The following is a 23672-nucleotide window of genomic DNA, read 5'->3' as shown; positions in this document are numbered from 1 at the left end:
TACCTCACGGAGATCGAAATGAGAAAAGTCGGCATCGGAATCATCGGTTGCGGTAATATCAGCACCGCCTATCTGAAGGCAGCCCAGCGCTTTCCGGTCATGGAGATCAGGGCGCTCGCCGATATGCGCAGCGATATCGCGGAGCGGCAAGGCGCCGCCTTCGGGCTGCCGGCGATGCGGGTTGATCAACTGCTCAAGCGGGACGACGTCGAGATCGTCATCAATCTCACCGTGCCACTCGCCCACACCGACGTCAGCCTCGCGGTGCTGAACGCCGGCAAGCACGTTCATTCCGAGAAACCGCTCGGCATCAACGTCACCGAAGCCCGCAAGGTAATGGATCTTGCCGCGCAGAAGAGTCTCCGCGTCGGCTGCGCACCCGATACGTTCCTTGGCGGTGGGCACCAGACCGCGCGCAAGCTGATCGACGACGGCGCGATAGGCACGCCCGTGGCCGGCAGCGCGTTCTTCGGTTGCCCCGGCCACGAGCGTTGGCATCCGGCGCCGGGTTTCTACTATTTGCGTGGTGGCGGGCCTATGCTTGACATGGGCCCGTACTACATCACCGATCTCGTGCAGCTGCTCGGCCCGGTCGCGAGCGTGATGGGCTCGACCGCGCGCCCGAAATCCGAGCGGCTGGTCACCAGCCAACCGATGAACGGAACGCTGATCCCGGTCGAAGTTTCGACCCATGTCGCCGGCACGCTCGAATTCGAGAGCGGGGCGGTCGTCTCGATCGCGATGAGCTTCGATGTGCCAAAGCACCGGCACGCGCCAATCGAGATCTATGGCGACAAGGGCAGCATGCTGGTGCCGGACCCGAACCGCTTCGGCGGCGAGGTGCAGGTCGCCAAGACCGGCGGCGAATGGGAGCCGGTGCCGCTGACTCACGGTCATGTCGATGGCGAGTTCCGTTCAATTGGCGTCGCCGACATGGCCTCCGCGATACTCAACAACCGGCCGCATCGTGCCAGCGGCGCACTCGCTTTCCACGTGCTGGAAGTGATGGAGGCGTTCCAGACCTCTGCCGACGAAGGGCGACGCGTCAAGATCGAGAGCTGCGTCGAGCGGCCGGCGATGCTGCCGGCCGGGCGTGAAACCGGACAGATCGACTAAGGACAAAAACATGCGCAAGGCAATGATTGTATGGGGCGGTTGGCCGGGGCACGATCCCGATCTCTGTGCTTCGATGGTCCGGGGCTGGCTGAAGGCGGAAGGTTTCGAGGTGCGGACCGAAACCACCACCGCCGCGTTCGCCGATCCCGCGATTCACGACCTGTCGCTGATCATCCCGATCTATACCATGTCGAAGATCGAGAAGGCGGAGGCGCTCAATCTCTGCGCAGCGGTCCGTAGCGGCGTCGGGCTTGCCGGCCATCATGGCGGCATGTGCGATGCGTTCCGCGATTCCGTCGACTACCAGTTCCTGTGCGGCGGGCAGTGGGTTGCACATCCCGGCAACATCATCGACTACAAGGTCGACTTGACGAAGCCGGATGATCCCATCATGAAGGGGCTGAAGAGTTTCGAGCATCGTTCCGAGCAGTATTACATGCATGTCGACCCCGCCAACGAGGTGTTGGCGACGACGACCTTTACCGGCGAGCACGCGCCCTGGATCGAGGGCGTGGTGATGCCCGTGGTCTGGAAGAAGCGCTACGGCGCGGGCAGGGTGTTCTATTCCTCGCTCGGCCACCGCGCTTACGAGCTCGACGTACCAGAGATCCGAACGTTGATGGTCCGCGGCATGCTGTGGGCGGCGCGCGAATGACTGCTGTCGCGACCCAGTCGGTGATTCGCGCCACGCTTGAGGACGTCGCGCGCACGGCGGGTGTTTCGCTCGCCACCGTCGACCGCGTCGTCAACCGGCGCGAGGGCGTGCGCGCCAAGACCGTCGCGCGGGTCGAGGCCGCGGTGGCAAAGCTCGGCTATCGTGCCGACGTCGCGGCCGCTCGGCTCGCCCGCGGGCAGACGTTCCGCTTTGCCTTCGTGCTGCCGACCGGCAGCAACAGCTTCATGACCAACCTGACCGAGCAAGTCCAGCGCACCGCGGACTGGCTCGCCGGCCAGCGCGGCTTCATTGATATCCTCCATGTCGACGTGTTCGATCCGGATGTACTCGCCGCGGCGCTGGAAAACCTGTCGCCCGCCTACCAGGGCGTCGCCGTCATCGCGCTCGATCATCCCAGGGTGCGCGCCGCGATCGACGAGCTCGCCGCGCGCGGGGTCGCGGTGGTGACCCTGGTGTCGGACGCGCCGAGCTCGCGCCGCCTGCATTATGTCGGCATCGACAATCCGGCCGCAGGCCGCACGGCCGCGACGCTGATGGGACGGTTTCTCTCTGGTCGCGAGGGGACGGTTGCCGTGATCGCGGGATCGTTGTCGCTGCGCGATCACACCGAGCGGCAATTCGGCTTCCACCAGATTCTGTCCAGCGAGTATCCGAAGCTGCTCGCGCTACCCGTGATCGAGGGCCGCGACGACAGCGAACGCACGCGGGAGCTGACTGCCGCGCTGCTGGCGCGCCAGGCCGATCTGCGCGGCATATACTGCTGCGGCGCCGGGAACCGTGGCATCGCCGACGCGCTCGAAGCCTCGGGACGCGCGCGCGAGGTGGTCTGGATTGCCCATGAGCTGACCCAATACACGCGGCGTTTCCTGGTCCGCGGCACGCTCGATGCCATCATCAACCAGGATCCCGGCCACGAGGCACGGTCTGCGGCGCGAGTTCTTCTCGCGCATTGTTCGGGTGAGCCGATCAGTCCCGACCAGGAGCGCATCCGCATCGACATTTTTCTGCGGGACAATCTGCCGTAACCTCGAGGCGCTTGCGGGATCATCAGAATCTCGCGGCCATTGCGGCCAGACGTTGGTGGGCTCTTTCGCGGGCCGCATCGATGGGCTGTTGCGGTCCGGTGGTTGGCCCGATCGGAATGAAGCGGACATTGTTGATGCCGACAAAACGCAAGATTTCGCGCAGGTAAGGCGTTGCCATGTCGATGCGCCCGCGGTTCATTCCGGTGGCGAAATCGCTGCCACTGGCGATGATGACCATGGTCGGCCGGTCCTTCAGCAACGGGACATATCCCAGGGCCGGGTCGAACCGAAAGGTGAGCCCGGGCTGGACGATGACGTCGAACCATTGCTTCAGCTTATAGGGAATGCTGAAGTTCCACATCGGCGTCGAGATCAGCACCCGATCGGCGAGCGCCAGGCGGAGCGCCACACGCTCGGCCTCCGCGAAGCTGTTCCGTTGCGCGTCGTTGAAGGCTTGCGCCTTCATCCGTGCATATTTGGCCTCGACGATAGGGCCTGAAAACTCCGGCAGGCGCTCGCGCCAGAGATCCATGACATCCACGTCCCAATCAGGCCGGGCGCGGCGAAAGCCGTCAAGGAAGACGCGTGCGCCGGCACTCGACTCGGAGTCGCCGCGGGGCGAGCAGGACAGGTGCAGGAGCTTTGCCACCGCTCATCCCAGCGCTTTGATGACCGCATCGGCCTTGGTCACGACGGCGACGTTCTGCATGGCGAAGTTGATCGACGCAGTGTGCCAATCGGCATTCATGGTCGAGCAGCAATCCTCAGGAACGATCATGAAGTAGCCTTTGTCGGCGCCGGTTCGCGCCGTATGCTCGACCGACATGTTGGTCCAGGCGCCGGTGTTGATGATCATGTCGCGGCCGGTGGCTTTCAGGATCGTTTCGAGCCTCGTGCCCTCCCAGGCGCTCATTCGTACCTTCTCGACCACGAAATCGCCGGGCCGTGGCTCGAGACCTGACACCGGTGCCGCGCCCCAGCTTCCGCGCACCATCGCCTTGCTGTCGACGAGCCCCTCGAACAGCGGCGCATTCAGCGTCACGCCGGGCGCGCCGGGCTCGACAACGAACCAGACATGGATGATGGCGACGCCGCGCGCCCGCGCGGTTTCCGCGAGACGGCGGACATTCTCGACGACGTGCTGCTGGCGCGCATGCCCCGGCGCACCAGAATCGGCAAACGCACCGCCGTCCATGATGACGTCGTTCTGGAGGTCCTGGATGATCATGGCGCAGCGCTGGGGATCGAGCTGCATTTCGCCGTCGGCGAGGACTGGTGCAGCGGAAGAAGAGCCGGCGGCTGCAGTCCCGCTGCCTCGCTTGCCACTCATATAGGGCTCGTGGCGCGGTCCGACCTTGGTGGGAATGGCATAGACCGAATGCGTCGATGTCAGATACAACGTGCGGAAATCCGGCCCGCCCCAGGCAAGGTTGGCGACGAGCTCGGGGAGGCGGAGCTTGCCGAGCAGCTCGCTCCGCGGCGAATAGACCCAGACCCCGCCGGGTGCCGTGACCCAGACATTGCCGTGCTGGTCGCACTTCATGCCGTCGGGCAAACCGGGCTCGAGCTCGGAGCGGATGCCGCTTGCGAACACCCGCGCGGTCGACAGAGAACCGTCGGGATTGACATCGAACACGCGGATCAATGCCTGTACGGTGTCGTTGACATAGAGCAGGCTCTCGTCCGGCGAGAAGCACAGCCCGTTCGGCTGGTCGAACAGATCGCGGTCCACGACGAGCTTCGGCTCGGCGCCGGGCACGACGCGATAGACGCCCTGGAAACCGAGCTGCCTTGGCCGCTCGACGCCATAGACCGGCATGCGGCCATACCACGGGTCCGAGAAATAGATCGCGCCAGAGGAGTGCACGCAGACGTCGTTGGGGCTGTTGAGCTCCTGGCCCTGGAAGTGCGAGGCCAGCACCTCGCGCCGCCCGTCCGGCCGCTCGCGGATCAACGACGATGTCGCGTGTTCACAGACGATCAGATTGAGCTCGGCATCGTAGGTCATGCCATTGCATTTGTTCGACGGGCGTTTGACCTCGGCGACGCCGCGCCGCGCATCCCAGCGCCGCCGAACGTCGCCCGGCATGTCCGAGAACAGCAGATAATGATCGACCGGATGCCAGATCGGTCCCTCCGTGAAGTCGAAACCCGTACCGACCTGGCCGACCGGCGCGTAGGGGTCGATCAGGGTTTCGAATTCGCCCCGCAGGGTGACATGCGTCATCGTCCATCCTCCGGCGTGCTAGGCTGGAAACCAGTTGCGCTGAGGCAGGGACTGCACGATCGGTCCGGGGACCTGATCGTGCAGCCGGCCGACGACGTTGCCGCCTTCGATCTTGGCGGGACGGTCGTGGACCGGCAGCAGGTAGCGCGAATTGCTCAGCAGCTTTTTGATGGCAGCCTTCTCGGCCCGCTTGGTGGTGCCGTGGTTGCCCGTAGTGCGCGGCTCCCAGTCGTGGATCTCGTTGAAGGGCGTCACGATCTGGTCGTTGAAATCATAGATGACGTCGCCGCAGATGGTCGCGATGCCGTCGGCGGTCTCGACGATGACGTTCATCGAGCCCTCGGTGTGGGCATTGGCGGCATCGCAATAGACGCCGGGCATCAGCTCGATCGGGCCGGTGATCTCGAGGTCAAGGAAGCGCAGCGCGCTCTTGGTGTGCAGGCGGTCGATCAAATGCTTGATGTCGGGTGCCGGATATTGCGGGTGCATCAAGCCGGAGACGGAATATTCGAGCTCCTTGCGGTTGAGGACCACGGTCGTGTTCATCGGGAACAGATCGTCCTTGCCGGCGTGGTCGATGTGCAGATGGGTGTGGCAGACGAAGCGCACGTCGCCCATGCGCACGCCGTGGCGGGCGAGCTGGTTCTCGATCATGTGCTCGTGATACTGCAGGCCGCGCATGCCCAGCGTTTCCATGATCTGGTTGGAGCGGTAACCCGTATCAACCACAACCGGATACTTGCCGCCGAGGATCAGGAAGCCGAGGGTGAGGACGCGGCGGGTGCGGCCGCAGTCGTGGCCGAGAACCAGAAAGCTCGATTCCAGCTCGATATCGCCATAGTCCAGGATCTTGATCTCCAGCGGCATTCCATCCCTCCTTATGTCCGTTCTCGTTCGTTTCCCCAGCGCTCAAAGCCGATAGACGCGCATGGCGGTGGTCTTGAAAATGGCTTCGCGCTGGTCATCGCTCAGCGGCGCTGCGGCTGCACGGAACGCATCGATCAGCTCGCGGTAACTGGTCCACAATTTCTCGATGGGGAAATTCGAACCGAACAGGCAGCGTTCGGCGCCGAAAATCGCAATCGTGTCGGTCAGGACGGATGCGATATGCGCGGGGTCGTTGCGGTGGATGAAGGTTCCGAGCCCCGACAGTTTCGACACGACGTTCGGGCAGGCGGCGAGGCGGGCCATCCCGGCGCGCCACGCCGCGCGGCCTGAGGGTGAAAGGTCCTCCAGCATGCCGGCGTGCTGGAGGATAAAGGTCACCTTGGGGCAGGCTTCCACAAGGTGCGCGGCGTCGGGCATCTGCGGCGTGAACACCTGGAGGTCAAAACTCCAGCCATAGTCCGCAAGGCGGGCGACGTTGCGCTGGATCACGGGATCGGTGCAGAGATCCCGCCGCGCGGCAAAGCGATAAAGCGGGTTCTCGTGCCAATGCAGTTGCATGCGGAGGCCGCGTACGAGGGAATAGCGCTTCAGGCGGTCGAGCTGCGGACGCACGTCGCCCACTGAGAAATCGGCGTAAGCCACGATGGCATGCGGCCAGCCGTGCCCCTCGGCGGTCTGCTGCACCCAAGCGGCCTCGTCCTCGAAGCGGTCATTGGCCCAGTTGGTCTGGACATAGACCGAGCGAGTGACGCCGCTGCCTTTGAGGTCGCCGAGATATTCCTCGATCGGGTAATCGCGCCGGATCGGCTCGTACGGCCCGAAGATGCGCGGCTGCATCGGACCCACCAGCCAGGGCAGGTCGGCCTGGCGCCAGATATGATGGTGCCCATCGACGATGTCGGTCACGCAACTCTCCTTTGTCCCAGCGCCAGCACATGCGCGACGATCGACGCGCTCGATCCACCATCGACGAGGTCGTCGACGAAGCGTTCGATCGCGACCAGCGCTTCGGTCTGCGGGCGAAAGCCGGGACCAGCCGCGAGCGGGGTCAGCCAGCTCACGCGCCACGCACGGCGCGATAGTTTCGCTACCGCATCGCGTAGCGCATTGGGTTCGCCCCGCTCCAGGCCGTCGGAAATGATGATCACGGCGGCTCCCCGCGCGTATCCGCCGAAGCGGGGCACGGCGAGAAAGGCCTGAAGCGCATCTCCGATCCGGGTGCCGCCGTCCCAGTCGCTGACGACATGGGCCGCGGCGTTGAGCGCCTGTTCTCGGCGCTTGAGACGCATCGGGCGAGTGATGCGGGTCAGCCGGGTGCCGAAGGTGAAGACCTCGACATTGGGCGCTGCCTGCACCAGTGTGTGTGCGAGCTTCATATTCTCTTCGGTGCGGGTCTTCATCGAGCCGGAGACGTCAATCAGGAGCAACACCTTGCGTGGACGCTGTCGCCGCTTCAAACGTCCCAGCCGAAGGATTTCGCCGTCGCTGCGAACGGAGTCGCGCAGGGTGCGACGCAAATCGGCGTAGGGCCCGCTGCGAGCCCGCATGCGGCGATGGCCGCGCCGCTTCGGCAGGCGCCTGGGGGCCTCACGGGACAGCCGGCGCAGCGCATCGGTGGTGGAGAGCTGCGCAAAGCGGCGCTCGACCAAGGCTTCGGCACGCGCAGCTGCGAGACCGGACTCGTTGGCCTCGTCCGACAACAACGGCTCGTCGTTTCCGCGGGCCTCCTCCTGTAGCCGAACTGTCTCGTCGTCCTCACCGTCATCGACGCGCTCGATTGCCTCGTTTCCGCGAAAGTGCAGATCGAACAGCCGATCGAACGTTGCACGACGCTCCGGTGGAGGGGCCAGTGTTGCGAGGGCTGCCTGCCGAATGTCTTCCAGGCTGCGGGGGCCGAGCAACTGGATCGCGGCCAGGAACGAGGTCGTCTGTTCCGGTGCGGCGGCAAACCTGTTCGTTCGCAACAGCCCGACGAAGGAGATGAAGACACGCGCAGCGCGCGGCAGTTCGGGTTCGGCGCTCATGCAGAGGCCTCCGCCAGCAGGGCGTCGAGGCGCGGCGAAATGAAGTGCAAATCCTCCTCGTCCTTCAGGGCAACGCCGATCGAGCGCCTGAAGGCATCGGGCCAGCGCGCGCCGCCCTGGTGCAGCAGCGTGGCGGCCTCAGCCCAGTCGACGGCCTCGGCGATCCCGGGCGCCTTGCTTAGCGGCTCGCGTCGCAGCTTCTCGACGGCCGCGACGACGGCCCGCGCGGTCCCCTCGGCGACGCTGGAGGCCCGCATCATCACGATGCGTGCCTCGCGCTCGGCGGAGGGATAGTCGATCCAGTGATAGACGCACCGCCTCCGCAAGGCTTCATGAAGATCCCGCGTGCGATTTGAGGTCAGTACGACGACCGGGCGCTCCGAGGCGCGCACCGTACCGCGTTCTGGGATCGAGATCTGGAAGTCGGACAGGAACTCGAGCAGGAAGGCTTCGAACTCCTGGTCGGCGCGATCGATTTCGTCGATCAGCAGCACAGTTGAGTCGGGCGCGCGCAGCGTCGCCAGCATCGGTCGCTCGATCAGAAACGCCTCGCCGTAGATGTCGATGCTCTCATCGCCGGCCTGGCGGATTGCGAGCATCTGGCGCGGATAGTTCCATTCGTAGAGTGCGGCGGACGCGTCGATGCCTTCGTAGCATTGCAGGCGGATCAGGCGGCGGCCGAGTACGGCGGCGATGGCTTTGGCGGCCTCGGTCTTGCCGACGCCAGGCGCACCTTCGAGCAGCAATGGCTTGCCGAGTGCCAGCCCGAGATAGGCTGCAGTCGCCAGCCCCTCGTCGGCGAGGTAATAGGCCGCCCGAAGCGCCTTCTCCAGTGCCTCGGGGCTGTCGATGCCGACGATGTTGCTGCGGACAGCCATCGCGACCTCAGCGCCGCGCCTGAGGGCGCGCGCCGCCCTCGGCCTTGATCGCGCGCAGCACTTTCTCGGGGGTAATCGGCAGGTCGTCGATGCGGACGCCGACGGCGTTGAAGATGGCGTTCGCAACGGCCGGCAATACGGGATTCGCGCACATTTCGCCGGGGCCCTTGGCGCCGAAGGGCCCATCGGGAGCAGGGCGTTCCAACACGGCGATGTCGTGCGGGCAGATGTCGCCGGGACCAGGCATGACATATTCGACGAAGTCGCGAGGGCCGTGGATAGGGTCGGGATAATAGGGTTCAGGCGTCTCGTAGAGCGCGTGGCTGACGCCCATCCACGCGCCGCCGACGAGCTGTTGCTCGACCAGGCGCGGGTTGAGCGCACGGCCGAGCTCATAGGCAGAGTCCATGCGGATCATCGTGACTTCGCCGGTCTCGTCGTCGACCTCGACCTCGGCGACAAGACAGGCATGGGCGTAGCAGGTCGCCGGCGACATCTCGCCGGTTTCCGGATCGACGTTGGAGAGAGGAACCAGGAAGATGCCACGGCCCGCGATGGTCTTGCCCTGTTTGAACTGCGCGGCGATGGCGACGTCCTTGGTGGAGATCGAGCGGTGCGGCGCGCCCTTGACGTGGATGTTGCCGCGCCCGTCGGTTTCGAGATCGGCGGCGTTGACCTCGAGCTCCTCTGCGGCGGCCTCCATCATCACGCCGCGCGCCTCGCGCGCCGCCGCCATCACGGCATTGCCGACGCGATGGGTGCCGCGCGAGGCGAAAGAGCCCATGCAATGCGGGCCGGTGTCGGAATCGGCGGTGTCGACATAGACGTCCTCGACGGGTACGCCGAGCGTCTCTGCGCAGATCTGCCGTGTTACCGACTTCATGCCCTGGCCGAGATCGATCGAGGATAGCGCCACGGTAAATTTGCCGCTTGGATTGGAATGAACCAGGGCCTGGCTGGGATCGCCGCCGAGGTTCATGCCGATGGGATAATTGACCGATGCGATGCCGCGTCCGCGATGTCTGGTCATCTCAACGTCTCCTGGTGCCGAACACGGATGAGAAGCGGCCCGCCCCATGCGAGGGCGCCGCCGGTCGCGGTGACGGCGGCGGGGGCGGTGGCGGCTCGCGCGGTGGTTCGCGCAACGCGGCCGTCGGCAGGCGATCATAAGTCGTGCGCTGCTGCGCCGGCGCGGTCGTCCGTGTGTGGGTGTCGGTAGGCGTCCGCGGGATGGCGGCGCGGCTGCCGCCGCCGTCCTTGCGGGAGGAGGCGCGCTTGAACTCGTCGCGGATCGGCCATTTGGCTTTCTCGGCGGCGACCTGGACGCATTCGATCAGCGCCGTGTTCTTGGCCTCGCGCCGGTGCGCCTTCATGTCGCCGTCGCGATAGGCATTGAGGATGCGGAACTCCATCGGATCCATGCCGACGAGGTTCGCGAGCTTGTCCATCTGGCACTCGATCGCAAAATCCATTGCAGTGACGCCGAAGCCGCGCATCGCGGTTGCCGGCGTACGGTTGGTGAAGACGCAGTAGACGTCGCCATAGACATTCGGGATGGTGTAGGGCCCTGGCAGATGGGCTGCGCATTTCACCGCGGCATAGCTCGAGAGCCGCGTATATGCGCCGCTGTCGAAATATGCGCGGACCTTTCGCGCGACGACACGGCCGTCGCGCATCACGCCGTCCTTGATGTAGATGCGCTCGGCGCCGCGCGGCGGGCCGTATTGCATCTCTTCTTCGCGTCCGAACACGTAGCGCACGGGACGTCCCGTCAGCATCGCGCCGAGGATGCATAAGGGCTCGGTCAGCGTGTCCACCTTGCCGCCAAAGCCGCCGCCGACAGTGCCGCCAATGAAATGGAAGGTGTTGGAGGGGACGTCGAGGATCTTGGCGCAGGTGTCGACCGAGAAGAACAATGCCTGCGTCGACGTATAGACGACATAGCGCCCGTTGGTGTCGGGCGCCGCGATCGACCCGTTGGTTTCGGTCGGCGCGTGCTCGATAGGCGACATCTGGTAGCGCTGTTCGAGCACGTGATCGGCGGTCGCGAGTGCGGCATCGGCGTCGCCGAAGCGGAGTTTTTGGTGGTCATATACGTCGTGATAAATGAAGGCATTCTTCGGATAAGTGTCATTGACGACTGGTGCACCGGCCTTCAGAGCATCTTCTACGTCGAACACGGCCGGCAGCGGTTCATAGTCGATCCGCACCTTCGCGATCGCCTCGAAGGCCTCGCGCTCGCTGTCGGCGACGATGGCCAGGATCGGTTCCCCCTTGTAGCGGACCTTGTCGACGGCCAGCGACGGCTCGTCGTCCTTGCCGAAATTGATCAGGCTCAGGAGCGTGTTAAGATTGCGGGGCACGTCGGAGCCGCGGATGATCCGGCGCACGCCGGCTGAGCGCTCCGCGTCGGCTGTGTCGATCCGCCGGATCCTTGCATGCGAATGGGTCGAACGGACGACTTTCAGGTGCAGCATGCCCTGGAGCTTGTGGTCGTTGAAATAGCTCGATGTCCCCGTGACATGGCCGAGCATGTCCTGGCGCTGTGTGCCCTTGCCGATCTCCTTGAGATTGTCGTCGCGCTCGTCGGCGAAAATGTCCTTGCGCAGTTCCAGCATGATCTGGTCCTTCAGGCGCTCGCCCGGCCGCCGGAGGCGGCGAGGATGGCGTTGATGATCGGCTCGTAGCCGGTGCACCGGCAGATGTTGCCGGAGATCGCCTCGACGACTTCGGCGCGGCTCGGGGAGGGATTGCGATCGAGCAGCGCCTTGGCAGCCATCAGCATGCCCGGCGTGCAATAGCCGCACTGGGCGGCAAAATTATCGGCGAAGGCGCGTTGCAGCGGATGGAGGTTGGGTCCCTGCTTCAGGCTATCCAGCGTCTCGACGGAGCGACCGGCGACGGTCTCGGCCAGCGTCAGACAGGAGAGATGGAGTTCGCCGTCGATCAGGACGCTGCACGTGCCGCAGCCCCCCTGTCCGCAGCCGAACTTCGGCGTCATGTCGCCGATCAATTCGCGAAGCGCGACGAGCAGGTTGGTGCCGCCATCAACGAAAATGGCGACATCGCTGCTGTTGTGACGAAATTGCAGGGCAGTCTTGGCCATACGATCTATTCCTGACCCAAGAGAAGACGACGCAGGTGTACGCCGACGATCTCGCGGCGGTACCAGGCGCTGCCGAGCGCGTTGTCGGACGGCGATGTTCCTTCCGCGGCTGCAGAGGCTGCGGCCGCGACGGTCGCGGCATCGAGCGAGCGGCCTTCCAGAGCGCGTTCGGCCGCCCGCGCACGTATTTGCGTCGGCGCCATCGATCCCAATGCAATTCGCGCCCCGGCGATCCGTCCGCCACTGATAGGCAGATGTGCGGCGAGCGTGATGACCGAGCCGCCCTTGGGCTTGATCCGTGCGATCTTGCGGTAGCGGAAAGCCTCCGCGCTGGTCGGTCGCGTGCAGGACACCGACAGCACGAGCGAGCCCGCCTGCCTTTCACGCGACTGCAAAAACTCCTCGATTGGAATGTCGCGCGATCCAAAGCCGCCTTGCAGGGCCACCGTGGCATCGAGCGCAAGCAGGGCGACGGTGAAATCGCCATAGGGATTGGGCGCGAACAGATTGCCACCGACCGTACCCATGTTGCGGACCGCCGGGCCACCGATCGAGCGGGCAGGAGCGTGCAGGAAAGCGAGGTCGCGCTCGCCCAGAATCCTTGCGAAGGTTACGCCAGCCCCCAGGGTGATCCGCGGGCCGGATGGATCGATGCGCATCAAGGCATGGTCATTGGCGCGCACGACGGTCGAGATCGAGACGTCGCCTTCGTTCAGTGCGCGCATCACCAGCGTGCCGCCGCCGAGATAGCGCGCGTTGCGATCGGACGACAGCGCGGCGGCGGCCTCGCTCGAGCTCGTGAAGGTCTTCACCGTCACAGTCATGTTGACACAGCCTCCTTGAGGTGCCGGCGGATCGCTTCGAATCCCGCCTGGTAGATGTCTTCCGCGACCATGTGCGTGATGCGGTCCTTGTCCTCCGGCCGCGTCGAGAAGCGGGATTCCCAGTGCCAGAAGGTGCGGTCGCCGTCCGTGACGGGCAGCAGCCGGACATGGGCCACATAGTTGAACATCGGGACCGGCGTATCGAGCAGGCAATAGCTGAAGGTCTGCTCCAGATCCGACAGCGTCAGCAATTGCTCGCGCAGCTCCGAGCCGTCCTGCAGCTTGAAGCGCCTGACACAGCCGATCTTGTCGGAGGCCTGCGCGCGCTCGATCGTGGAGGTCGCGACCGCCGGATGCCAGCGATCGTGCCCGTTGAAGTCGCGCAGAACGGCCCACACGGAGCCGGTCGGCGCATCCAGGATCGTGCTCTTGACGATATGCGGCACGGCGCTCAGCCTCCGAACTGGCGTTTGAGGGCGTCGAAGCCACCCTGGAACACGCCGCCGCCGATACTTGCGACGAGCTCCGCCTCCCGCTCGGGTGCGCAGTCGAACTCGGCGGTCCACTCCATGAAGGTCTGGTCGCCATCCGTGACCGGCGTCAGCCGAAGCGTCGCGACGTAGTCCTCGACCCCCATCGGGGATTCGAGGATCGAGTAGGTGCAGAACATGTCGTAATCGGACAGGCCGAGCAGCTTTTCCCGGATGCGATCGCCGTTGCGCAGGCGAAAATCCCTGACGCAGCCGATCTTGTCGGAGGGCTCGCCGCCCTCGATGCGGCTTTCCGCAATCGCGGGATGCCAGTTCGGCAGACCGTTGAAGTCGCGTACCCGCGCCCAGACGCGATCGTTGCGCGCGTTGACGACGGTTGAGACATAGACGCGGGCCATGGTGCGACCTCAGCCCTTCTTCCGCGGGCTGCGCTCGGCGGGCGGCTCGCCGTCGGCTGAAGGCGAGGGCGCAGCGGCCGGCTTCTCGCCGCCGCCGCCACCCTTGCGTGCGGAGTCCTTGATGCCCTGCATGTCGCGCGCTTCCCGGATCAGGCCCGGCATCTTGGCGAGGCTGCCGCCTTCGACGCCGATGTCCGCCAGAAGTGAGTCGATCAGCGGCGCCTGGACGCGGTAACGCAGCGCCGAGTCGATCACCTCGTCGGTGGCGCTGCGGCCGCCATTGCCGCCATGGCCGCTGCCGTTGAGGCCATCGACCTGAAGGATGCGGATGCCCTCGATCTTCTCCATCGGCTTGACGCTCTCACGGACGATGCCCTCGATGCGGTCGAGCAGCTTTCTACGGAACAGCGAGTAGCGCGCCTGGTCGGTCAGCACGTTCTCGGCTTCGTTGAGCATGCGCTGCGCCTCGGCCTCGACCGCGGCGCGGACCCGTTCGGCTTCCGCGGCAATTCGCGTCTCCTCGGCCTGCTTCTCGGCGATCAGTATCTCCACGGTCTTCCGGCGCTTCGCGATCTCGCTCTCGCGCGCGGTAATGACGCGCTCGGTGGCTTCGGTGGCATGCACCCGTGCCTCCTCGGCCGAGGCTTTGGCCGCGGATTCCTCCAACGACTTCAGGTGGATCGCAATCGCCTTCTCCATCAGAACGGTCTCGACCTCCTTCTCGCGATTGATTTCAAGCTTGCGCAGCTCGCGCTCGCGGCCGATGCGCGCCTCGTCAAGGCCGCGATCGGAGGCAATGCGGGCGCGATCGACCTCTTCGCGCGCGGCAATCTCTGCTTCCTGGAGCGACTGGACACGGGCGACTTCGAGTTGTTCGATCGAACGTCGGCGTTCGATCCGCGCCGCCTCCAGCGCTTGCTCGCGCGAGACGTCCGTGGTCTCGACCTCCTTGCGCGCGACGATCTCGGCCTGCCTGACCTGGCGGTCGGCGTCGATGCGCTCGGACTTCTTGGCCGAGAGCGCGATGACGCGGTCCTCATCCGCGATCTCGATCGCCTTCTTGTGCTCGATATTGAGCACTTCGCGCTTCCTGGAGGAGGTGATGCGCTCTGCTTCGAGCGCGAGATCGACGCCAATGCGCTGGCGCTCGATGGCGTCGCGCCGCTTCAACTCGGCGGCCTCGAGCACGCCTGTACGCTCGATCTCGAGCGCGCGTGTGTCACGCTCGGCCTGGATACGCTCGGCTGCAACGGACTTTTCCTGCGCGATCCGGGCGGCCTCGATGGCTTCGCGTGAGGCAATGTCGGCTTCCTCGACGGCGCGGTTGCGGGCGATTTCCAGGGACCGAACGCGTTCTTGCTGGGTGATGCGGGCAGCTTCCGTGGCTTCGCGCGCCGTGACCTCTGCGACTTCCAGCGTCTGATTGCGTTCGATCTCCAACTGCCGGGTATTCTGCTCGACCGCGATGCGCTCGACGGCGAGCCTGTGCTCGCGGGCGATGCGCGCCGCCTCGACCGCGCGCTGCGCCTCGATCTCGGCTTCCTGGATGTTACGCACCTGCTGGATCTCCAGCGCGCGGGTGCGCTCATCGGATGCGATGCGCTCGACATTGACAATCATGGTCTGGGCGATGCGGGCCTTTTCGGTCGTCTCGCGGGCTGCGATCTCGGCTTCGTCCACAGCGCGGGTCCGCTCGATCTCGCGGCGCCGGGTCTCCTCTTCGTTGGCGATGCGGGCGTCGGTCACGACGCGGTCTTGCTGGATACGCGCTTTCTCGATCGCCTCGCGGGCGGTGATCTCGGCTTCCTCGATGGTCTGCATCCGCTCGATTTCGCGCTGGCGTACCTCGCGCTCGGAGGCGATGCGGCTGGTGTCGATCGAGCGCTGGTTGGCGATCCGGGTCTTCTCGATCTCCTCCCGTGCGAGCAGCTCCTTCTCCTCGATAGTGCGAGTACGCTCGATCTCCCGCTGGCGGGTCTCACGCTCCGAGGCGATGCGGGCTTCGGCGATCGCCTGGTCGTTGGCGATGCGCGCCTTCTCGATGGTTTCACGGGCGGAAATCTGCGCCTGCTCGGCTTCGGTCTCGCGCAGGGCCCGCTCACGCGCGACCTCGGTGCGCTGCAGGGCGCGGCGCATCTCGATGTCACGCTCCTGTTCGAGGCGTGCCGTCTCGCTTTCGCGCTCGATCTCAAGGGCCTGCCGCTCGGCCTCCAAATTGCGGGAGCGGATCTTGATCATCGAATCCTGCTCGATGTCGTTGCGCAGCTTGCGCTTGGCCTCGATGTCCTCCATCAGGCGGGTCAGACCTTCGGCGTCGAAGCGGTTCGAGGGGTTGAAGAATTCGAGATCGGTCTGGTCGAGATCGGTGATCGCGACCGATTCCAGCTCGAGTCCGTTCTGGGCGAGCGCTTCTGCCGCGTTCGCCTTGAGGCGGGCGACGTACTCGCCGCGCTGCTCGTGCATCTGCTCGAGGGTCATCTCCGAGGCAACGGAACGAATGGCCGAGATGAATTTGCCGGCGAGGAGGGCGTGAAGCTGTTCGGGCTCCATGGTGCGGCGGCCGAGCGTAGCGGCCGCGATAGACACGGCTTCGCGGGTCGCCTGGACCCGGACATAGAAATCGGCCTCGATGTCGACGCGCATGCGGTCGCGGGTGATCACGGCGTCCTGCCGGGAGCGAACGATGCCCATCGGCTGCACGTTCATGTTGACCGGCGTGTAGTCGTGGATGAACGGCAGCACGAAGGCACCGCCGTTGATCACAACGCGCTCGCCGAGCAGGCCGGTCCGAACGAATGAGGTCTCCTTGGACGAGCGGTGATAGAGCCAGTTCAGGATATAGACGCCGACCACGATCACCACGACGGCGACGATGAGCCAGAGGATCAATTCACCGACCAGAGTCCCTGACATGTTTCCCTCCCTCGAGCTTTCGGCGTTATCGCGCGCCGATCGCCTTGAATTTGCGCACTTGATCCGTCAGCGCCCGCTCGACCGGCAGCCGTTCCATCGAGGAGGCGCCGTAGAAGCCGTGGCAATTGCGTGTGTTCCTCATGATGAAATCGGCATCGTCCGGATCGGAAATCGGTCCGCCGTGAGCGAGCACCAGAATGTCCGGATTGACGCTGAGCGCGGCGGAGGCCCAGGTGTCGATATGGGCCGGGCAATCCTTCAGCTTGAGTGCGGTCTGCGCGCCGATGGTGCCCCCGGTCGTCAGGCCTAGATGACAGACGATGATATCCGCGCCCGCGATCGCCATCGCGGCGGCTTCCTTCTCGCTAAAGACGTAGGGCGTCGTCAGCAGGTCTTTTTCGCGCGCCTTTGCGATCATGTCGATCTCGAGCGCATAGGACATTCCGGTCTCTTCGAGATTGGCGCGGAACACACCGTCGATAAGGCCGACGGTCGGAAAGTTCTGTACGCCGGCGAATCCGAGCGCCTTCAACTGGTCCAGGAAAAGATCCATGTCGCGGAACGGATCCGTGCCATTGACGCCGGCGAGCACTGGCGTCCTGGTCACGACGGGCAGCACTTCGCCGGCCATCTCGAGCACGATGGCGTTGGCGTCGCCGTAGGCCATCAATCCCGCGAGCGAGCCGCGGCCGGCCATGCGGTAGCGACCGGAATTGTAGATGACGATGAGGTCGACACCGCCGGCCTCCTCGCATTTGGCCGAAAGGCCGGTGCCAGCGCCGCCGCCGACGATGGGCTCGCCGCGCCTTGCCATGTCGCGGAACCGTTTCAACAGTGCAGCGCGTTCAAACCGGACCATCGGTCACCTCGCTAGTCTCCGGCGCGCCCCGGTGCGGCCGAACAATGTTCGGAACGCGCTGACAATGGTGGAGGCGAACTCGGGATCGTTGACGTTCTTGGAGACGCGGATGAGCTGACGGTTGGCGGTCTGCCGCACGTTCCGTTCCAGCGTTCGGAACAGCGCCGCATCGGCGTCCGTATCCCAGAATGGCTGTCCTCGTGCGTCGAGCGCGGAAACGCCGCCCTCGGGCAGGAAGAAGCGCACCGGACCGTCCATCCGGTTGAGCCGATCGGCGATCCAGTGCCCCATGCGCTCGTTCTCTTCCGCCGTGGTCCGCATCAGCGTGACCTGCGGGTTGTGGACGTGGAATTTCCTGCCGCGGTAGCGCTCCGGGATGGTCTCGGGGGCGCCGAAATTCACCATGTCCAGCGCGCCCACCGAGCCGACGTAAGGCACCCGGCTGCGGATGATGGCGCCGAAGCGGTCGTCGGTGGCCGGGAACACGCCGCCCATCAGGAGATCACCGACCTCCGTGGTCGTGAGGTCGATGACGCCTGCGAGCTGTCCGGAATCGACTAGCTTCTCCATTGAGCGCCCGCCGACGCCGGTGGCGTGGAAGACGAGGCACTCGAAATCCTCGCGCAAGTCGGCCGCGATCTTCTGCACCGCCGGCGTGGTGACACCGAACATGGTGATGCCGACCGATGGCAATCCGCTGTCGCCGCGATCCTTCCGTGCATGCTGATCGAGGCGCGCCTTGACCATGCCGGCCACCGCATTGGCGCCGTTGGCCAGCACGGCGCGCGAGATCGAGTTGAGGCCCTGCACGTCGGCGACCGAATGCATCATGGTGATGTCCGAGGGGCCGACGTAGGGCCCGACGTCGCCGGAGGCGACGGACGAGATGATGAGCTTCGGCACCCCGACAGGAAGGGTCCGCATACCCGGGGCGACCAGTGACGCCGCGCCCGAGCCGCCCGCCGAAATCACGCCGGCAACATTGCTCTGGCGCCGCAGCCAGCTGGCGAAGGCCTCGCCCATCGCGGTGACGGCGGCGCCGCGGTCGGGTCCGAACACCGCCGATCCGCCGCGACCATGATTCAAGGCGATCTCCTGAGCGGAGACGTCGCTGGCCGCGTGCCTGCCGCTGGTGGAGACATCGACCAATCGCGTTCGCAGGCCGGTCCCGGCGATGATGTCGCGGATGAAGCGGAGCTCCGTGCCCTTGGTGTCGAGCGTACCGACGACGAGCACGACCGGAGACCCCTGCGTTTGCGCCGCGACCGGTTCGCGCCGGCGCCGTGCCGTCTCGTCGAGAGACATCACCTGTGTCGAGAGCGTGCGGGCTGCGGCCTCGATGCGGGCGATCGGCACCGGCGGCGACCAGCGCGTCGGCGGCGTCGGGTTAGACACGTAGATGCGGATCGCGCCGCTTGGACGCGTTTGCTGCGGGACGGGCTTCGCCTCCGTCCCCGCCGCCGGCACATCGAGGTCGAGCTCGAGCTCGGCGTGCAACCCGACACCGAGCAGGCGCTGCTGCAGTTCGCGATCGGCGGCAAGCCGGGCCGAATCGATGATGCGGTTGACGCGACCGTTGACCATGATTGCGACGTTGCGCGACACGGCCGTGGCCACGCCGATATTCTGCTCGATCACAAGTACGGACATGTCGCCGTCCTCGCCAAGCCGCAGCAGCATCTCCTCGACCTGGGCGACGATGACAGGCGCAAGCCCCTCGGTGGGCTCGTCCATGATCAGGAGCCGCGGGTTGGTGAGCAACGCGCGGGAGATCGCAAGCATCTGTTGCTCGCCGCCGGAGAGCTGGCCGCCGCCGTGATCCTTGCGCTCGGCCAACCGCGGAAACGTCTTGTAGATGCGCTCGACCGTCCAGGCGCCGCGGCGCAAGCCGGCGGCGAGTTGCAGATGCTCGTCGACGCTGAGTGAACGCCACAGCCGCCGTCCCTGAGGGACGTAGCCGACGCCGAGTCGGGCTATATGGGCGGGCGACTGCCGGGTGATGTCATCGCCGCGGAGGCGGATCGAGCCGCCGCTGACCGGGGTCAGCCCCATGATGGCCTTGCACAGCGTGGTCTTGCCCATGCCGTTGCGGCCGACGACCGAGAACACGCCGGCTTCGAGCGTCAGGTCCACGCCTTGCAGCGCATGCGAATGGCCGTAGTAGACGTCCAGGCCGCGGACTTCGAGCGCGGCGGCGGAACGGCGGACCTCATTCATGGCCGCCTCCGAGGTAAAGCTCCTGCACTTCGGGATCGGACTGGATCTCCTGCGGACGGCCTTCCTTGAAGATGCGCCCGTTGTGCATCATCGTGACGCTCTCGACGACGCGCAGGGCCACGTCCATGTCGTGCTCGATGATGATGTAGCCGATATGCGCCGGCAGCGAGGTCAATATCTCGATCAGCTCGGCACGCTCGGTTGGCGACAGTCCCGCGGCCGGTTCGTCGAACAGGACGAATCGCGGCGCGCCGGCAAGCGCAAGTGCGATCTCGAGCTGGCGCTGCTGGCCATGCGCGAGCTCGGCAACGTGCCGATCCTTCACGCCGGTGAGATGGACGGCCTGCACGAGATTTTCGGCCGCGTGCATCAACGCGTCGTTCTGACCGGGGCGGAGAAACGAGAAGCGCCCCCGTGAGACGCCACGGCAGGCGAGGTAGACATTGTCCTGGACGGTGAGGCCGGGAAACAGCGCGGAGATCTGATAAGTCCGGCGCAGGCCGCGGCGGATGCGCTCATAGGGCGGGAAGTGCGTAACGTCCTCGCCGAAGAAGCGGATGGTGCCGGAAGAAGGTGGGAAGTCGCCGGTGATGCAGTTGAACAGCGTGGTCTTGCCGGCGCCGTTGGAGCCAAGCACGGCGCGTCGTTCGCCGGGGCGGACGGTAATGGTGACGTCGGTGAGTGCCGCGAGCGCGCCGAACAGACGCGTCACGCCGCGCAGTTCCAGCGCCGCGCCGGCGCCCACGACAGAGAGGCGTTGCGCGACGCTATCCATGGCTGGATCCTTGGGCAGATTCTCGGCCAGATTCTTGGCCACGTCGTCCGCTTGAACTCGCCGCCCCGAAGCGTTGGCGGTGTCGCCAGCTCTGCCAGAGCCCGATGACGCCGTCCGAGGACCAGAACACGATGGCGAGGAAGCCGAGGCCGATCAGGAGCCGAAATCGGTTGCCGTCGAGCCCCAGCTTGACCAGGAAGTCGAGTGCGAAAGTGCGCAGCAGCACGAAGATCAGGGCGCCGATAAAGGGGCCGACAGGGCGCGTGATGCCGCCGACGACTGCGATGATGAGGATATCGATGCAGGCTCCAACGCTCACGGATCCCGGCGAAATCTGCCGGTAATTCCAGACCTGGAGCACCCCTGCCAGTGCCGCAACGAAGGACGCGAAGGCGTAGGCCGCGACGCGATGCGCATTGACGTTGAAGCCGAGTGCCGCCATCCGGCGGGGATTGTCGCGTACGCCTTGCAGCGCGAGGCCGAACGGCGCGCGGGAGATGTAGTCGACGGCGAAGTAGCAGAGTGCGGCTACCGCGAGCACGATATAGTAAAAGGGAATGTCGGCGCGCCAGTTGACGCCCCAGAAATGCGGCGTGGCAACGGTATTGATGCCGGTATGACCGTTGAAGATCGCCCAGTTCTGGTTGGTGAAATAATAGAACGCCGCGCCGATCGCGAGCGTGATCATGATGGTGTAGATGCCCTCGGTGCGCACCGCCAGCGCGCCGCCGAGCGTGCCGAAGATGGTCGCGAGCGCGAGCGCCATCGGGACCGCAAGCCACCACGGCCAGCCCAGGCTGATATTGGCGTTGCCGCTGACGCCAAACACCGCGACCATATAGGCGGAGAAACCCGCGATGGTGAGCTGCATCAGGCTGACCATGCCGCCATAGCCAGCAAGAAACATCAGGCTCAGCGCCATGATTCCGAGGATCAGCGTGGTCGCAAAGATCTCGATCAGGAAGAAGCCGTTGGCGATCAGCGGCATGATCAGGAGAATGGCCGCGACGGTCCAGGCTGCCGGATTGTCGATCTCGGGCCATCCGCGCAATTTGGAGCGCTGCACCGCAGCGGTGGGACGAACCGTGACCCGGGCGTCGTGAGCGAGGGACATGTCAGCGCCTCGCCAACAGGCCCTGCGGCCGAATTGCCAGCACCAGAACCATGATCAGGAAGGTCACGACGATGGCGTAGGTCGGGATGTAGACCGAGCCGAGCTGCTCGGCGAGGCCGATGATGAGCGCGCCCAGCGCAGCCCCCGGGATCGAGCCCATGCCACCGACGATCACGACGACGAGGGAGGCGAGCAGGAAGCGGATATCTTCGCCGGGTGAGAGCGACTGGAACGTTCCGCCGACGACGCCGGCGATGCCGGCGAGGCCGGCGCCGAGCGCAAACACCCCCACGAAGACGAGCTGGATCCGCACCCCGGTCGCAGCCAGGATGTCGCGATCGTCGACGCCGGCACGGATGATCATGCCGATGCGCGTGCGGTTGAGCGCCAGCCACATCGCTACGCCGATCACGACGGAAGCGGCGAAGATCACGAGTCGGACCAGCGGATAGCGGAGATAGACCGGCTCGCCTGAGGATTTAACCGCGGTGACCAGCGGCAGCTCCACAGGTCCGATCAGCCAGTTCGGGGTCTGGATCTGATAGAAATCGCCGCCGCAGGCCCACAGCATCAAATCGGCGAACACGATCGAGAGACCGATCGTCACCATGGTCTGGCGCAGGTCCTGGCCTTCCATGCGGCGGAAGACGAGAACCTGGAGCAGGACGCCGACCAGCGCCGTCAGGATGAAAGCGACGATGAAGCTGAGGACCCATGAGCCGGTCGAGGCGCTGATGGCGTAGCCGACATAGCCGCCGAACAAATAGAGCGAGCCGTGCGCGAGGTTGACGTTGCGCATCAGGCCGAAGATCAGCGTAAAGCCGCTGGCGACGAGGAAATAAAGACCGCCAAGCGTGATGCCGTTGAAGAGAGCGTTGAGGAAGACCCGCTTGCGGCCGATCGCATCTTCAAGGCCCTGCGGCCATACTGCGAAAATCAGCCAAAGCGCCACCGCGATCACGATGATGACAATCAGTGCCCAGGCGGGATGACGTTCGACAAAGCGGGTCATGATAGCCGCTCCGTCTTCACGTCGCCCCAACTCTCGCCCCGCAAGTGGGGCGAGGGGGCACGCAAACCGTTGCCGGCCGCAAGCCCTGCCATGAACGTCCGCTCCCTATCGAGCGCGATCCTCTTTTCGGGATCGCGTTTGGCGCATCCTAATGCGGCTGTAAGGGAGGCGCTTGATCGTGAGTATCTTTTCGCGTGCCGTCAGGCGCGCAAAACCTTGGCCGCGCGGCGATAATCGGTCGGCGCCATGCCGACATTGGCGGCGAAGAAGCGGGTGAATCCGCTCTGCGACGAGAAGCCGAGATCGAAGCCGATGTCGGCGATCGGCGCTTCGCTCGCCACCAGCGCCTCCAGCGCCTGCTCCATCATCAGCGTGTTGAGATAGAGGTGTGGCGTAACGCCGGTCTGGGTGCGGAATAGCCGGTAGAAGTGCGGCCGCGACAGGCCGGATTCGCGCGCGATGGTATCGAGCTCGATCTCGGCGCCGGGACTCTCCGACATCATCTTGATGCACTTGCGCACGCGAAAATCCGTGACGGAACCGTTTGTGCGCGGATCACGCGCGGTCGCAGCCTGCTGCCAGCTTTCGTCGTAACAGATATCGATCAGACCTCTCAGCTCGCCATCGAGGCTGTTGAGCGAGGGTGCGCCGCACACGAGGGCGGCTGCGTGCCTGATATGCCTGTCCAGCGCAACCGACCGCGTGAACTGGGTACGGCCGAAGCGGAGGCGGTCGGCGCCGGGCGCATCGGGCGCGAACCACTCCGCATTGACGTAGAGCACGAAGAAAACGGCGCCGCCTTCGAGATCGGACGGCAGGAAATTATGCGGCTCCCACGGATTGACCGCGACGACGGAACCTTCGGTGAGCTCGTAACGTCCGTCGCTGACATCGATGCATGCGGAACGCCCGCCGACATGGAAGATCAAATGACCTTCGCGATGCGCGTGGATGTTGAAAGGGCGGTTCAACTGATAGACCGTCGCCCGACCAAAGCGGCCGTGGAAGACGGCGAGCGCCCGGCTCATGCCTTTCCTCCCAAAAGCTCTTGCTATTTTTTGGTAGCGTTCAACAACCGGGGAGAGAATGCAAGGGCGCACGATGTCCGCGCCTTGCAAATCTCTCCCCG

Annotated in this window: 22 protein-coding genes; 3 read left to right on the top strand and 19 right to left on the bottom strand. The window is 65.2% G+C overall.

The genetic code is table 11. The features are described 5' to 3' along the window. Positions 1-18: 18 nt before the first annotated feature. Genes JQ591_RS25325 through JQ591_RS25315 form a run of 3 tightly spaced genes read left to right on the top strand, consistent with a single transcriptional unit; the run spans position 19 to position 2817 of the window. Positions 19-1116, top strand: a complete 1098-nt coding sequence (locus JQ591_RS25325; protein ID WP_211398702.1) for a Gfo/Idh/MocA family protein — start codon at positions 19-21, stop codon at positions 1114-1116. Between the two features lie 10 nt (positions 1117-1126). Next, on the top strand, positions 1127-1771 hold the full coding sequence (locus tag JQ591_RS25320) for a ThuA domain-containing protein (RefSeq protein WP_211398700.1): 645 nt from the start codon (positions 1127-1129) through the stop codon (positions 1769-1771). Beyond that, a complete protein-coding gene (locus tag JQ591_RS25315; protein ID WP_211398699.1) occupies positions 1768-2817 on the top strand; it encodes a LacI family DNA-binding transcriptional regulator in 1050 nt (349 codons plus the stop codon). The genes JQ591_RS25320 and JQ591_RS25315 overlap by 4 nt, the downstream gene beginning before the upstream one ends. A 22-nt stretch (positions 2818-2839) precedes the next feature. Here the strand turns inward: JQ591_RS25315 and JQ591_RS25310 are convergent, their stop codons facing one another. The 19 genes from JQ591_RS25310 to JQ591_RS25220 form a co-directional block, all read right to left on the bottom strand. Further along, positions 2840-3466 (bottom strand): FMN-dependent NADH-azoreductase, encoded by a 627-nt coding sequence (locus JQ591_RS25310; RefSeq protein WP_211398697.1) that lies wholly within the window; start codon positions 3464-3466, stop codon positions 2840-2842. Between the two features lie 3 nt (positions 3467-3469). Continuing rightward, complete coding sequence (locus JQ591_RS25305) at positions 3470-5044, bottom strand: isochorismatase family protein (RefSeq protein WP_211398695.1); 1575 nt, start codon at positions 5042-5044, stop codon at positions 3470-3472. Between the two features lie 18 nt (positions 5045-5062). Continuing rightward, entirely contained in the window at positions 5063-5911 is an 849-nt protein-coding gene (locus tag JQ591_RS25300) for an MBL fold metallo-hydrolase (RefSeq protein WP_211398693.1), read from the bottom strand. Between the two features lie 42 nt (positions 5912-5953). Next, the gene (locus tag JQ591_RS25295) at positions 5954-6838 is read right to left on the bottom strand and encodes an amidohydrolase family protein (RefSeq protein ID WP_211398691.1); all 885 of its coding nucleotides are present in this window, start codon (positions 6836-6838) and stop codon (positions 5954-5956) included. Continuing rightward, positions 6835-7956 (bottom strand): vWA domain-containing protein, encoded by a 1122-nt coding sequence (locus JQ591_RS25290; protein ID WP_211398690.1) that lies wholly within the window; start codon positions 7954-7956, stop codon positions 6835-6837. Before JQ591_RS25290 ends, JQ591_RS25295 begins: the two co-directional genes overlap by 4 nt. Beyond that, the gene (locus JQ591_RS25285; RefSeq protein WP_211398688.1) at positions 7953-8834 is read right to left on the bottom strand and encodes an AAA family ATPase; all 882 of its coding nucleotides are present in this window, start codon (positions 8832-8834) and stop codon (positions 7953-7955) included. Before JQ591_RS25285 ends, JQ591_RS25290 begins: the two co-directional genes overlap by 4 nt. Before the next feature lie 7 nt (positions 8835-8841). Further along, the gene (locus JQ591_RS25280) at positions 8842-9864 is read right to left on the bottom strand and encodes a xanthine dehydrogenase family protein molybdopterin-binding subunit (protein WP_063992928.1); all 1023 of its coding nucleotides are present in this window, start codon (positions 9862-9864) and stop codon (positions 8842-8844) included. Position 9865: 1 nt separating this feature from the next. Continuing rightward, the gene (locus tag JQ591_RS25275; protein WP_211398686.1) at positions 9866-11452 is read right to left on the bottom strand and encodes a xanthine dehydrogenase family protein molybdopterin-binding subunit; all 1587 of its coding nucleotides are present in this window, start codon (positions 11450-11452) and stop codon (positions 9866-9868) included. Positions 11453-11463: 11 nt separating this feature from the next. Then, the gene (locus tag JQ591_RS25270) at positions 11464-11940 is read right to left on the bottom strand and encodes a (2Fe-2S)-binding protein (RefSeq protein WP_211398684.1); all 477 of its coding nucleotides are present in this window, start codon (positions 11938-11940) and stop codon (positions 11464-11466) included. A 5-nt stretch (positions 11941-11945) separates the two neighbouring features. After that, positions 11946-12764 (bottom strand): FAD binding domain-containing protein, encoded by an 819-nt coding sequence (locus JQ591_RS25265; protein WP_211398683.1) that lies wholly within the window; start codon positions 12762-12764, stop codon positions 11946-11948. Next, positions 12761-13210: an SRPBCC family protein gene (locus tag JQ591_RS25260; protein ID WP_211398682.1), complete on the bottom strand. Its 450-nt coding sequence runs from the start codon at positions 13208-13210 to the stop codon at positions 12761-12763. The genes JQ591_RS25265 and JQ591_RS25260 overlap by 4 nt, the downstream gene beginning before the upstream one ends. A gap of 5 nt (positions 13211-13215) precedes the next feature. Next, positions 13216-13653: an SRPBCC family protein gene (locus tag JQ591_RS25255; RefSeq protein ID WP_106942226.1), complete on the bottom strand. Its 438-nt coding sequence runs from the start codon at positions 13651-13653 to the stop codon at positions 13216-13218. A gap of 9 nt (positions 13654-13662) precedes the next feature. Further along, a complete protein-coding gene (locus JQ591_RS25250) occupies positions 13663-16566 on the bottom strand; it encodes a flotillin family protein (protein WP_211398681.1) in 2904 nt (967 codons plus the stop codon). Between the two features lie 25 nt (positions 16567-16591). After that, complete coding sequence (locus JQ591_RS25245) at positions 16592-17425, bottom strand: phosphoenolpyruvate hydrolase family protein (RefSeq protein WP_211398680.1); 834 nt, start codon at positions 17423-17425, stop codon at positions 16592-16594. A gap of 3 nt (positions 17426-17428) precedes the next feature. Then, entirely contained in the window at positions 17429-19642 is a 2214-nt protein-coding gene (locus JQ591_RS25240; RefSeq protein WP_211398679.1) for an ABC transporter permease, read from the bottom strand. After that, positions 19635-20417, bottom strand: coding sequence for an ABC transporter ATP-binding protein (locus tag JQ591_RS25235; RefSeq protein WP_211398678.1), 783 nt, complete (start codon positions 20415-20417; stop codon positions 19635-19637). Before JQ591_RS25235 ends, JQ591_RS25240 begins: the two co-directional genes overlap by 8 nt. After that, entirely contained in the window at positions 20410-21531 is a 1122-nt protein-coding gene (locus JQ591_RS25230; protein ID WP_211398677.1) for a branched-chain amino acid ABC transporter permease, read from the bottom strand. Before JQ591_RS25230 ends, JQ591_RS25235 begins: the two co-directional genes overlap by 8 nt. A gap of 1 nt (position 21532) precedes the next feature. Continuing rightward, complete coding sequence (locus JQ591_RS25225; RefSeq protein ID WP_211398675.1) at positions 21533-22543, bottom strand: branched-chain amino acid ABC transporter permease; 1011 nt, start codon at positions 22541-22543, stop codon at positions 21533-21535. Positions 22544-22743: 200 nt separating this feature from the next. Beyond that, positions 22744-23571: an AraC family transcriptional regulator gene (locus JQ591_RS25220; RefSeq protein ID WP_211398673.1), complete on the bottom strand. Its 828-nt coding sequence runs from the start codon at positions 23569-23571 to the stop codon at positions 22744-22746. Positions 23572-23672: the final 101 nt, after the last annotated feature.

It is taken from the genome of Bradyrhizobium canariense, from assembly GCF_018130465.1.
GTDB lineage: Bacteria > Pseudomonadota > Alphaproteobacteria > Rhizobiales > Xanthobacteraceae > Bradyrhizobium > Bradyrhizobium canariense_C.
This window is presented reverse-complemented; position numbering and strand designations above follow the sequence as displayed.